At 30.0% G+C, this 13,430-nt stretch carries 12 protein-coding genes and 1 riboswitch; all 12 genes read right to left on the bottom strand.

Translation table 11 applies throughout. The features are described from left to right. Positions 1-60: 60 nt before the first annotated feature. On the bottom strand, positions 61-828 hold the full coding sequence (locus AC2A4K_RS09715; RefSeq protein ID WP_322502287.1) for a GDSL-type esterase/lipase family protein: 768 nt from the start codon (positions 826-828) through the stop codon (positions 61-63). A 233-nt stretch (positions 829-1,061) separates the two neighbouring features. Next, positions 1,062-2,600 (bottom strand): 2,3-bisphosphoglycerate-independent phosphoglycerate mutase, encoded by a 1,539-nt coding sequence (gene gpmI / locus AC2A4K_RS09720; protein ID WP_322502288.1) that lies wholly within the window; start codon positions 2,598-2,600, stop codon positions 1,062-1,064. Between the two features lie 125 nt (positions 2,601-2,725). Beyond that, positions 2,726-3,472: a triose-phosphate isomerase gene (gene tpiA, locus AC2A4K_RS09725; RefSeq protein ID WP_322502289.1), complete on the bottom strand. Its 747-nt coding sequence runs from the start codon at positions 3,470-3,472 to the stop codon at positions 2,726-2,728. A 239-nt stretch (positions 3,473-3,711) separates the two neighbouring features. After that, a complete protein-coding gene (locus AC2A4K_RS09730) occupies positions 3,712-4,905 on the bottom strand; it encodes a phosphoglycerate kinase (RefSeq protein WP_322502290.1) in 1,194 nt (397 codons plus the stop codon). A gap of 111 nt (positions 4,906-5,016) precedes the next feature. Continuing rightward, the gene (gene gap / locus AC2A4K_RS09735; protein WP_322502291.1) at positions 5,017-6,018 is read right to left on the bottom strand and encodes a type I glyceraldehyde-3-phosphate dehydrogenase; all 1,002 of its coding nucleotides are present in this window, start codon (positions 6,016-6,018) and stop codon (positions 5,017-5,019) included. A gap of 91 nt (positions 6,019-6,109) precedes the next feature. Next, positions 6,110-7,144: a sugar-binding transcriptional regulator gene (locus AC2A4K_RS09740; RefSeq protein ID WP_322502292.1), complete on the bottom strand. Its 1,035-nt coding sequence runs from the start codon at positions 7,142-7,144 to the stop codon at positions 6,110-6,112. A gap of 227 nt (positions 7,145-7,371) precedes the next feature. Then, positions 7,372-8,757: an RNA polymerase factor sigma-54 gene (gene rpoN / locus AC2A4K_RS09745; RefSeq protein WP_322502293.1), complete on the bottom strand. Its 1,386-nt coding sequence runs from the start codon at positions 8,755-8,757 to the stop codon at positions 7,372-7,374. Positions 8,758-8,956: 199 nt separating this feature from the next. Next, on the bottom strand, positions 8,957-9,730 hold the full coding sequence (locus tag AC2A4K_RS09750) for a hypothetical protein (protein ID WP_322502294.1): 774 nt from the start codon (positions 9,728-9,730) through the stop codon (positions 8,957-8,959). Then, on the bottom strand, positions 9,717-10,226 hold the full coding sequence (locus tag AC2A4K_RS09755) for an ECF transporter S component (protein WP_322502295.1): 510 nt from the start codon (positions 10,224-10,226) through the stop codon (positions 9,717-9,719). Before AC2A4K_RS09755 ends, AC2A4K_RS09750 begins: the two co-directional genes overlap by 14 nt. Positions 10,227-10,637: 411 nt before the next feature. After that, positions 10,638-10,809: riboswitch (cobalamin riboswitch) on the bottom strand. A 58-nt stretch (positions 10,810-10,867) separates the two neighbouring features. Beyond that, positions 10,868-11,935 carry a BMP family lipoprotein gene (locus tag AC2A4K_RS09760; RefSeq protein WP_322502296.1) on the bottom strand — a complete coding sequence of 356 codons (1,068 nt, stop codon included), beginning with the start codon at positions 11,933-11,935 and terminating at the stop codon, positions 10,868-10,870. A 103-nt stretch (positions 11,936-12,038) separates the two neighbouring features. Beyond that, positions 12,039-12,878 carry a DegV family protein gene (locus AC2A4K_RS09765; protein ID WP_322502297.1) on the bottom strand — a complete coding sequence of 280 codons (840 nt, stop codon included), beginning with the start codon at positions 12,876-12,878 and terminating at the stop codon, positions 12,039-12,041. Between the two features lie 14 nt (positions 12,879-12,892). Further along, positions 12,893-13,354, bottom strand: a complete 462-nt coding sequence (locus AC2A4K_RS09770; protein WP_322502298.1) for a tRNA (cytidine(34)-2'-O)-methyltransferase — start codon at positions 13,352-13,354, stop codon at positions 12,893-12,895. Positions 13,355-13,430 lie beyond the last annotated feature (76 nt).

Here is a 13,430-nt window from a genome sequence, read left to right on the forward strand (position 1 = left end):
AAAACTCACCATAAAACTAAAGCATATAAAAATTTAAAATAAACTATATATTTTTTTATTTTATAAATCTATTTCTTTTCTAATCACTTGAAGCCAAGGAGTATAAAATTCTGCTTTTAAATGAATTCCATCTGGCTCGTACATATTTTCTTTTACCATAGAAGTAGTGTCTATAAACTTTACTCCTGTAGTATTGCACATTTCTTTCAATGCATTATTAAAATCATTTACTTTACTAAATTCTTTTTGTTTCGCAATAGCCTTACTTGAAACTGGAAATATTGAATTAACGTATATTTCAGCATTAGGCACTTCCTTTTTTATTTCATTTATTAGATTCTCATAATTTTTTATAAAATCTTTTGAATTACTAAATAGAAGTAAATCATTCATTCCATACATCATTACTATTTTTTTAGGATTTAAACTATTTAAAGTCCCAAGATCCTCTTTTTTAGCCTTTATAACATCTCTTCCTTTTATCCCTATAACAGAATCTTCATCTAATATATTATAGAAACTAAGTGGTTCAGTTAATGAATCTCCCATAAATACTGTATCCTTAAAAATTTCTTTTAAGTTACTACTATCTATAGTACTTTCATTAACACTATTTTTACTATTCATATCTTTTATTTTATTTTCTATTTCTGCTACATCTTTTTTTTCTAAGGATTGAAGAATACTAACTCCCATTGCTACTTTTTCATCTTTAGCCTTATCTATTTCATGATCTTTTATTATTTTACATCCTGCTCCTAATAAAGTTCCCCCTATTAAGAGTCCTAAAACAATTACACTTATTCGTTTTCTTCTTTTGTACTTCATTTCATTCATCCTTTATAATTTTATACATTAATTTTACATAAGTTTCATTTGTTCTTAGTAAAAATTTAAGTACTTTAAAATTACATTTTGTTAACAAAATGCCAATATTAATGACTAATTAGCAATTTTAGGTATAAAAAAGTAATAAATCCAAATATTGATTTTATTGTAAACAAAAATAGTATTCTCCTCTTTGAAGAATACTATTTTAAAATATATAATTAACTATTATATTACTTGTTTAAAAGGCAATTTCCAGTCATTTCTTCTGGTACTTCTAATCCCATAACAGTTAACATAGTTGGAGCTATATCAGCTAATTTTCCACCGTCTTTTAATGACTTTCCTTCAGCATCTTTTGAAATCCATAAGAATGGAACTGGATCTGAAGTGTGAGCAGTCATTGGTTTACCAGTTGAGTAATCTATCATTACTTCTGCATTACCATGGTCAGCAGTTATGAATACAGTACCGTCTTTTTCTAATACTTTATTAACTACTTTTCCTAAGCACTCATCAACAGTTTCTATAGCTTTAACAGCGGCTTCTTGAACTCCAGTATGTCCAACCATATCTGGATTAGCATAGTTTAAGATTATCATATCATATTTATCTTGATCTAATCTGTTTATTAATTCATCAGTTACTTCATAAGCACTCATTTCTGGTTTAAGATCATATGTAGCAACCTTTGGTGAAGCTATTAATGCTCTATCTTCATTATTATTTGGTTTTTCTACTCCACCATTGAAGAAGAATGTTACGTGAGCATATTTTTCAGTCTCAGCTATTCTTAATTGGTTTAATCCTTTATCAGCAACATACTCTCCTAAAGTGTTTGTGTAACTTTCTGGTCTGTAAGCAACATCTACACACTCTAAAGTCTTGTCATATTGAGTCATACAAACAAAGTTAACATGTAATTGCTTTCTTTCGAATCCTTTGAATTCTGGATCAACTATAGCTCTAGTTATTTCTCTTGCTCTATCTGGTCTAAAGTTGAAGAATATTACTGAATCTCCATCTTTAATTCTAGCAACTGGGTGTCCATCTTCTTCTATTACTGTAGGTAAAACGAACTCGTCAGTTTTGTTATCATGGTAAGATTTTTCTATAGCTTCAACAGCTGAAGAAGCTTTTTCACCGTCTCCTAAAGCCATAGCATTGTAAGCTAATTGTACTCTTTCCCATCTGTTATCTCTATCCATTGCATAGTATCTACCACTTATAGTAGCTATTTCACCAACACCGATTTCTTTCATAGCATTTTCTAATTCAACTATGAATTCTTTACCTGATGATGGAGCAACGTCTCTACCATCCATGAAAGCATGAACGTAAACTTTTTGAAGTCCTTTTTTCTTAGCTAACTCTAAAAGACCTTTTAAGTGATCAATGTGAGAGTGAACTCCTCCGTTTGATAGTAATCCCATTAAGTGTAATGAAGTATTGTTTTCTTTAGCTTCATCCATAGCTTTAACTAAAGCTTTATTTGTGAAGAAAGTTCCTTCTTTTATTTCTTTAGTTATTCTAGTTAACTCTTGGTATATTACTCTACCAGCACCTATATTTAAATGACCAACTTCTGAGTTACCCATTTGTCCTTCTGGAAGACCAACTTCTAATCCTGAAGCTTGTAACTCAGTATGTGGATATTTAGCAAATAATTTATCATAATTTGGCTTATTAGCAGCAGCTACTGCATTACCTTCTTTGTTTGGAGATATTCCAAATCCGTCTAATATCATTAACATTACAGGTTTTTTACTCATAATAACCCTCCAAAAACTAAATTTCTATTTATACATTTATTATAATGTGTACCTAATTAAAAAACAATAGCAATAGACAATTGGTATTACTTGCCTATTGCTACTATTTAATTACTAATATTATCTTAGTAGTTTACGATTTGAGCAAAGTCAGCTGCAACTAAGCTAGCTCCACCAACTAAAGCACCATCGATGTCTGATTTAGCCATTTGTTCAGCTATTGTGTTAGGCTTAACTGATCCACCGTATTGGATTCTTACTTTATCAGCAACTTCTTGTCCGAACATTTCAGCAACCATAGCTCTTATAGCAGCTATTGTTTCATTAGCTTGATCTGAAGTAGCAGTTTTTCCTGTTCCTATAGCCCAGATTGGTTCGTAAGCTATAACAACTTTCTCAGCTTGCTCTTTAGTTAATCCTTCTAAATCAGCAGTGATTTGAGCTTTTATAACATCGTTAGTAGTTCCGTTTTCTCTTTGCTCTAAAGTTTCTCCACAACAAAGGATTGGAACTAAGTTATGAGCGAAAGCAGCTTTAACTTTTTTATTACAAGTTTCGTCTGTTTCGTTGAAGTATTCTCTTCTTTCACTATGTCCAATTACAACGTAATCTATGTTCATAGCTTCTAACATTCTTGGAGCGATTTCTCCAGTGAATGCTCCTTTTTCTTCAAAGTGCATGTTTTGAGCACCTACTTTTATGTTTGTTCCTTCAACAGCCTTTTTAACTGCGTCTAAACAAACGAAAGTTGGGCAAACTACAACTTCACATTTAGCATCTTTAACTAATGGCTTTAATTCTTCAACTAATTTAACAGCCTCGTCTATTGTATAGTGCATTTTCCAGTTTCCTGCGATTATTGGAGTTCTCATCTATATTCACCTCTATTAATATTTTAAATATTAAATAATATATGGTAGGTTAATCCATCATACATTATTCATCTAAAAACTCTGAAAATATTAAATAATAATCCTAATATTTTCTTAGCTTTTAGTAAAACAAGGCTAAGATTCAATGAAAGATATTCTTCCATTGAATCTAGTCTTATTTTTTTATAAAACAACAATCTTTATACTTCAATCTAATTACTACTTTAAGGTTTATAATATTATTTATCGTTTAAAGCAGCTATTCCTGGTAATACTTTTCCTTCTAAGAATTCTAATGAAGCTCCACCACCAGTTGAGATGTGAGACATTTTATCTCCGAATCCTAATATGTTAACAGCAGCAGCTGAATCTCCACCACCTATTATAGTAGTAGCATCTGCTTCAGCCATAGCTTTAGCAACAGCTATTGTTCCTTTGTTGAAGTTTTCGAATTCAAATACTCCCATTGGTCCGTTCCAGATAACTGTTTTAGCATCTTTTATTGCATCAGCATATAATTTTTCAGTTTTTGGTCCGATATCTAATCCCATAAATCCTTCTGGAATGTTTTGATCTTCTGTAACTACAGCTTCAACATCTTTGAATTCTTTAGCTATTCTGTGGTCTACAGGTAATAATAATTTAACACCTTTTTCTTCAGCTTTAGCTAACATTTCTTTAGCGTATTCAACTTTGTCTTCTTCTACTAATGAACTTCCTACAGTATATCCTTGAGCTTTTAAGAATGTGTAAGCCATTCCTCCACCGATTATTAAAGTATCAACTTTTTCTAAAAGGTTGTTTATAACGTTTATCTTATCTGAAACTTTAGCTCCACCTAAGATAGCAACGAATGGTCTTTCTGGAGTTTCTACAGCATCTCCTAAGAATTTAAGCTCTTTTTGGATTAAGTATCCACAAACTGCTGGCTTTAAGTACTCAGTTACTCCAACTGTTGAACAGTGAGCTCTGTGAGCTGTTCCGAATGCATCGTTAACAAACATTTCAGCTAGGCTAGCTAATTCTTTTGATAACTCTTCTCCGTTTTTAGTTTCTTCTTTTCTGTATCTTGTATTTTGAAGTAAAACTACGTCTCCGTCTTTCATTTCATCTACAGCTTTTTTAGCATTTTCTCCAACAACGTTGTCGTCAGCAGCAAATACTACTTCTTTACCAAGCATTTCGCTTAATTTTTTAGCAACTGGTGCTAATGAGAATTCTGGTTTAGCTTCTCCCTTTGGTTTACCCATATGTGAGCAAAGGATTACTTTTGCGCCATTATCAACTAAGTATTTTATAGTAGGCATAGCTCCGTTTAATCTATTTATATCAGTTATAACACCATCTTTTAATGGAACGTTAAAGTCGCATCTTACTAATACTTTTTTACCTTTTACTTGAACGTCTTCTATAGTCTTTTTATTGAAGTTCATTATATTCACCTCTTAAATAAATTTAAATTTGAAAATAGTCTGGCCTTATAGCCTTATACTACAAAACCAGACTTATAAAACTTTTTTATAAAATACTATCTAATTAATAGATTACTTTAAGTTAGCGAAGTATCCTAAAGTTCTGATTAATTGGTTAGTGTATGACATTTCATTGTCGTACCATGAAGCAACTTTAACTAATTGTTGTCCGTTAACTTCCATGATTTTTGTTTGAGTTGCATCGAATAATGATCCGAAGCTTATTCCGATTACGTCTGATGATACTATTGGATCTTCAGTGTATCCGTATGATTCGTTAGCAGCAGCTTTCATAGCAGCATTTATTTCTTCAACTGTAGTGTTTTTGTCTAATACACAAACTAACTCAGTTAATGAACCAGTTATTACAGGTACTCTTTGAGCGTTTCCGTCTAATTTACCAGCTAGTTCTGGGATAACTAATCCGATTGCTTTAGCAGCACCAGTTGAGTTTGGTACGATTGAAGCAGCAGCAGCTCTAGCTCTTCTTAAATCTCCTTTAGCGTGAGGAGCATCTAATGTATTTTGATCGTTTGTGTAAGCGTGGATTGTAGTCATGAATCCTTCTTTTAATCCAAATTGATCGTTTAATACTTTAGCCATTGGAGCTAAACAGTTAGTTGTACATGAAGCACCTGATATAACTGTATCGCTAGCTTTTAATATATCGTTGTTTATGTTGTAAACTACTGTTGGAAGGTCGTTTCCAGCTGGAGCTGATATAACAACTTTCTTAGCACCTGCTTCTAAGTGAGCTGAAGCTTTTTCTTTTGAAGCGAAGAATCCAGTACACTCTAAAACGATGTCTACGTTTAATTCTCCCCATGGTAAGTTTTTAGGGTCTCTTTCTGCAGTAACTTTTATTTCTTTTCCGTTTACTACGAAAGCACCATCTTTAACTTCGATTTCTCCATCGAATCTTCCTTGTGCTGAGTCATATTTGAATAAGTGTGCTAAAGTTTTAGCATCTGTTAAGTCGTTAATTCCAACAACGTTGAACTCTGGGTTGTTGATCATTAATCTTAATGCTAATCTTCCTATTCTTCCAAATCCGTTAATTGCTACATTTACCATATTGTAAATACCTCCTAAAAGATGTTGTTTATATATATAAAATATTAAAAAATATTTTAACCAAAGTTATTTTTAGAGATTTTATATTATTTTATTCGTCTCCATTTAAAAAATTTAGTATTTCATTGGCTGCTCCCTCATCTGTAACAAGAACAGCATTTTTGTTTCCATAGATAGTAGTTAAAATAGCTTCTGCCTTATTTTTACCACCAGCTACAGCAATGTGATTTTTTATTTTTCTAAGATCATTTATTGTAACTCCTAAAGTTGGCATTACATAAACAACTTCCGACTTATCATTAAAGTAGCATCCTAAAGCTTCTCCAACAGCGCCTAATTCTAATAACCTTATTAGTTCTTCCTTAGGAACGCCTCTTTTATTAGCCATTTTTTTCGCTTGGCCTATACCATATATTAGCATATCTGCATTTTTAATATTTTGTATAAGTTCTTTCATGTCTTCCTGTTTCATTAAAGCATCCATTACTTCCTTGCTTATATTATCAGGAACATGAAGCATTTTATAGGTTCCATTTAACTTTTTAGCTAAATTCGCAGCTAATGTATTTGACTGCGTCTCAACCTTCTTACCCATACCACCTCTTGCAGGCACAACTAACACATCACGTAGGTTTGCCATTTCTGGTAATTCATCTATAACTTCTTTTACAGTGGTTCCCCCAGTAACAGCAATTGTATAGCCATCTTTAATGACATTCTTAGAATAATTTGCAGCGGCTTTTCCAAGCTCTTTTATAGTGCTTTCTTCTTCCCCGCAATCTCCTGGAATAACAATTACATCTCTAACATTAAGCAAATCACATAATTGTTTTTCAAGATTAGATAGCCCTTTTATTTCATGTATGAATCCTTTTAAGGATTCTAACATAAACTCTCCTTCTTGGGTTACAGACATACCTGGAGTGTTTATTTGTATAAGGTTTTGAGATTTTAAAAAACCTATTTCTGTTCTTACAATTCTTTCACCTAAATTTAAATTGTTTGCCAAAGCTCTTCTGCCTATTGGCTGATTATAATAAATTGTTCTGATTATATTGTATCTTTTTACTAATAGTTCTACCATTTCAGGAACTATTATTTTTTGCAATTTTAAAATCTCTAGCAAATTTAACAACTCCTTTGGACATTCAAAGTCCCACTTGCTTCTTAAATGTCCCGCATGTTTATTATAAAACATATTAAGAAAAAATTAAAGGGTTTTTAGAAAATTTTTTCTTATTTTTTTAGAAAATATAAAAAAATATAGAGAGATTACCCAATCTCTCTATATTTTTCACTCAAATCAAACACTTTAGTTTCTTTATTTACCATAAAATCAAATTTAATACTATTTTAAAATCTTTTTCTCTTACTAGATGATTTTATTCCTAATTCTTCTCTATATTTTGCTACAGTTCTTCTTGAAATAGTCATTCCTTTTTCTTTTAGCATTTCACTTATGCCTTGGTCCGATAATGGCTTTGCTTTGTTCTCCGCTTTAATAATTTCTTCTAAAGCTTTTTTTATGTTTATAACTGTAACATCATCTTCTCCATTTTCTGTTTCTTTATTGCTTATTGAGTTTACAAAGAGATCCTTTATCTTTATTGTACCCATAGAAGTTAAAATATACTTATCTCTTATGGCTCTTGAAATAGTTGATTCGTGCATCTCTAATTGCTCCGCTATTTCCTTAAGAGTCATAGGTTTTAAATATTTATCTCCCTTTTCAAAATACTCTTTTTGCTTTTCTAGTATTTTTTCAAGAACTTTATATAAAGTACTTTTTCTTTGCTCTATACTTTTAATAAGAAACATGGCCTTACTCATTTTTTCCTTTACATACTCTGTAGCCTCTTTATCATTACTACTATCTTTTAATATAGAAGTATATAAAGGGTTAACTGAAAGCATAGGTAAGACTCCATCATTCATTATTATGAAAAATTCTCCATCTATCTTTCTAATTTCAGCATCAGGAATTATGAAACTTACTTCATCCCCAGTATAAAATCCCCTTGAAGGTTTTGGCTCTAAAGTTTTTATTAAATCTCCATAGTCTTGTGCTTTTTTAGGAGTTATGCCTAAATCCTTAGCAATAACTTGATATTTGTTATCTGCTAAATCATCTAAATGATTCTCTATTATACTTTTTACTATTTTGTCATACTCCCCTTTTCTTTCTAATTGTATCTTTAGACATTCTTTTAAGTCCCTTGCTCCTATACCTGCTGGCTCTAAATTATGGAGAACTATTAAAGCTCTATTGAATGTTACTTCTGAACAATGTAATTCATTCATTAATTCTTCTTTTTTTATATCTAAATATCCTTTATGATCTAAACATTCAACCATATAGCTGCATACACTTCTCATATATTCATCTATTGGCAGCTCTAATATTTGAGACTCTAGATAGTCCATTAAAGATTCTGGTTTACTTATAAATGTAAAAGGAGAAATTCCTTCTTGATCATACTCACCATAACTTTGAGAACCATAGTTATCTGACTCTAAATATTTCACTAATTCTTTATAATCTAATCTATCCTGTTCATTAACTATTTCATTATTATCTTCATATTGAGCTTCTAAAACAGGATTTTCTGAAAATTCTTTCTCTATATATTCTCTTAAATCATATGTTGACATTTGCAAAAGTTTTATTGAAAGTTGCATTTGCTGTGTCATGATAAGCTTTTGCTCTTGGGTTAAATTTAAATTAAAATCCATTAACATATATATCACCTAAAACTATTTAATTTTAAATCATAACTTTTCTCTATTAACCTTTCTTATTTAATTATCCATCAAATAAAGACATTTTTCAACATTATAACATCTTTAATACTTTTTAATATATTAATATTATATTAAAAAGTACTTATGTTAATTCTAAAATAACCACAATAGAGAAAATTCTCTATTGTGGTTAAGATTAAATAATTTCACCAATTTTAATGATTGGTACACTTATTTTATTTTTAAATTCTTCTAAAGAGTCTTTTTTACATATAAATAAAATAGCTGTTGCTGGTCCTGCAGATTTTCTTAAATAAGTTCCATTATATGATAGATTTATTTTTATATTATTACTACCTTCAAGTTCCTTTGCTTCATGTATAATACCTTTTGAACCAATAGGTATTATATCCTTAACAGACTCACTTTCTACTAAGAGCTTTAACTCCTTAAAACCAGCAATTTCCCCTATATTATTATTTATATCATCTAAAACTTCTTCCCCCACTTTGGGAATTCCTAATAAGAAGACCTCATCTTCACTTTCAAAACTAATCTCAGTGCTTATCTTTTTTTCTCCTATTATTGTTAATCCTAAAAAAGTTTGAAGAGTTTTAAAATTATCCTCAGTACTTCCTGTTATACATTCTTCTAATTTAAAGTTATTTTCAAAAAAGCCTTCAGAATTATATTCTTTTATTGCTCTATTAATTCCTTTTATTATACTCTCTCCACCACACTTCATAGTCATTCCTAAATTATTTACTATTACTAGTGGATTAGCTTTAAATGCTATAAGCTCAAAAAGACAAACTCTAGCTGAAAAATATCCTACAATCTCATTACTAGCATTAACAAAGTCATCTTCTCTCTCTCCAATGCCACAACAACTATCACAAGCTATTACCATTTCCTCTTTATGGGATTCTTTTTTAATTATAGTTAAATCTCTAAATTTATATATTTGCATTTTTAAGTCCCTTAGCTACTAAAAATGCTATTACTATATTAACTAAGCTTGCTAAAGTAAGTGGTAATCCCATAAGTTTTAAGAAGTCTATTGGATTCATTCCTCCTAATACAAAATACATAAAAGCTCCTGTTATTAAAGTAAAAATGATTCCATTTAAAAGAGTTCCTATTATTCCTGCTAAAATTACTTTACCCATATTAAATATTTTTGATGTTATATAAACAACTAGAAACATCTCTAACGCTATTAAAATATGTACTGGTAATGTAAATGGAAATCCTGTTCTTAAAGCAACAAATAAATGTGCTAAAAGACCTATAACACCTCCAACTACTGGAGAAATTAAAATACCACCAACAAAGGCTGGCATAGAATCTAATGCTATACTAGCAAAAATCGGGAAATTGGCTAATATAACACTTAAAGCTATTAACATCGCTGCAAAACATAGATTTTTTACATTTAAATTCTTTTTTTCCTTAGTAAAATTCATAATTATTTTACCCTCCTATTAATATTTATTTTTTCTCTCTAAACATAAGCAACTCTTAACTTAACATGTACACCTTTAATATTAAATCAATTTCTATACCCAATAAGATTTTTAATAAAAATATAATTTCAAATTTTTCACAAATATACTTTAATCTAGATTTAACTTCTTATGTGTAAATTAAATTTAAAATTTGACTAACTATTAGAGCTAAATAGACTAAGTTGTTTAGAAACTTTTATACATCTTTTCCAAAACAACTTATTTAGGAAAGCTTGTACATAAATTCTTTTCTCGTAAATAATTATTTTTATAATTAAAAATAAAAAACTGGTGCGGTTAACCTTCCCCACCAGTTAAAAATAATTTACATACTTTATTAAAACTTATATACTGTTTCCCACCGAAACAATAAGCAATTTATACTAGGTAGGTCTCCTGGCTAATAAATCATCCTCCAACAATCCTTTCCATAACTTAAGTTACAGTGGTTTCTTGCTTTCGTCCTTATCAACAGTAGCGGGGGCTGCAGTTTTTAACTTTCCCTATTAAGTTAGATAACACCTAATATACTTATTTTATTTTCATCTTATGATTGCATATTTATTTACTCTTTGTCAACATTATTTTTAACATTAATTTTACTTAACATTAAAATTTTCCACTTCATCTAATGTTTTTGGAACATTAATTTCTCCATTTATTATGCCCTCTCTATATTTCTCTACTTTATCTAAAACTTCTTTAGGTACTAGTCTACTTGTAGATTGGGCCACATCTATACCATTATCCTTAAGCCCAACTTCCATTACATTCTTTGGTCCTGTTTTAAAATCACCATTTATAACTTCCTTTGCAGTCTTATAAACCGCATCATCTAATTTTTTTATCATAGATGAGAGAATATTATCGGCATAGTCTGGGAAAACTGTGGCAGCATCAACATCAACACCAATAGCGTAATTTCCAGTTTCTTTAGCTGCCTGATAAATACCTACACCAGCTTCTCCAGCTACATTGAATATTATATCTGCTCCTTGATTATACATTTCCTTAGCTATTTTATTTGCCTGCTCTTTATTTATAAAACCACCAACATATTGAATTAAGTTTCCTTCTTTTATATTCTTATAAGCTTCCTCATTAGAAACCTTTAATCCAGAGAGATATCCAGCTAGAAAGTTATCTATAAGCTCGTTTTTAACTCCGCCTATAAATCCTACTTTATTAGTTTTACTCATGTTCCCAGCTATTATACCCATTAAAAAGGCACCTTGTTCATTCCTAAAATTTATAGATTTTACATTTGGAAGCTCTGACACTGTATCAATAATAGCAAAATTTTTATCTGGATAATCCTTAGCTACATTATTTAAACTCTCTAAAAACTTAAATGTTGAAGCAAAAGTCAAATCATTATTTTGAGCAGCCTCTCTAAGCCTCTTTTCATAATCTTCTGGAGAATTAGTATCAAAAATCTCTATTTTTGCACCATATTCCTTTTTTATTCTATTTAATCCTTCTATAGCTAAATTAGCAAAATGATTTTCTTCATTAGCAAAATCATCCTTAACTAAAGCGAAATTATAAACTTTTTTTTCTATAAAATCAATTTTTCTTAATGCTGATGAATTTTTCGAACCGCATCCTAACATAGAAGTTAAACTTAATATAAGACCTAAAGATGTAATAATCCTCTTAAAACGCATTTCTAATACTCCTCCTTTTTGATATCAAAATTATTATTTCTTTAATTAGGAGAATTTATGTAAATTAAAATAAAAAAAGAAACTCCTTTTTAGGAGCTTCTTTCTAATATTCCTCTACATAGAATAATGCACAAACCTTAGGACCTGAATGTATAGCCACTGAACATCCTAAAGGAAGTTTTATATATTCTATATCGTTACTTTCTAAATATTCCTTTATAGGCAAATAAATATCCTCATTTTCAAGTTCAACTAATATTATTGGCTCCCCTTGTTTTTTAGGAATTGAACTAAACTGTTCAATCATAGACTTAGTCATCTTCTTAGTTCCTCTTATTTTTCCTTGAACATTCATCTCACCATCTAATACATTAAGCATAAGCTTTATTCCTAAAGCATTAACAAATAACGCTTTTCCTTTTGAAAGTCTTCCACCTCTTACTAAGTTATCTAAACTTTCAAAAGCTATAGTACTTTTAATATGATTCCTATATTCTAAAATTTCTTTTTCTAAATCTTCTAAAGTTATTCCTTCTTCTATAAGTCTAGCTGCTTTTAATATAATAAGTCCAAGCCCAACAGTAACATTTCTTGAATCTATTACAACTATATCATCACTTTCTAATTCAGCTTTAGCTAAACATGCTGATTGATAAGTACCACTCATATTTGATGATATGTGTATTGATATAACTTTGTATCCATCCTCTAAGTAGCTTTTATATTTCTCTATAAATCTTGTTGGAACTATTTGAGCTGTAGTTGGAAGAGCATCTTCTCTCTCTATTCTCTCCATCATAGCATCTACTTTTATTTCAACACCATCTAAATAGCTCTCTTCACCAAAATTTATTAGCATAGGCATTACATCTATGTCATATTTCTCTATAATCTCCTTAGATAAGTCACAGGTACTATCTGTTATAATCTTTATTTTCTCCAAAATATATTTCCCCCTTATTTCATGCTTGGAAATCCAATTTGTCTTAGAGCTTCATAAGCTATAATTGCTACTGTATTTGATAAATTCAAACTTCTAGTAGTTGTATTTATCATTGGAACCTTTATTCCATGATGAGCATTATGAACTTCTTCTGGAACTCCTGCTGATTCTCTTCCAAACATTATGAAAGCACCTTCTTCGTACTTTACTTCATCATAATGATCATCAGCATGAGTTGTTGATAAGTAAATTTTCTTATCCCCATACTTTTTCATAAAGTCTTCATAGCTTTCATGGATTTCAAGATCTAATTGACTCCAATAATCTAATCCAGCTCTTTTTAAATGTTTATCATCTATAACAAAGCCCATAGGTTTTATTATGTGAAGCTTTGAATTTGTCAAAACACATGTTCTTGCTATGTTACCAGTGTTTTGTGGTATTTCTGGTTGATATAATACTATATTAAGATTCACCTTTGTCCCTCCAAATAAATGTAAAAATTTATAAATTTTTATGTTAAGTCACAAGTATATGATATTATCTAATGAA

This window comes from Clostridium sp. LIBA-8841, from assembly GCF_057782475.1.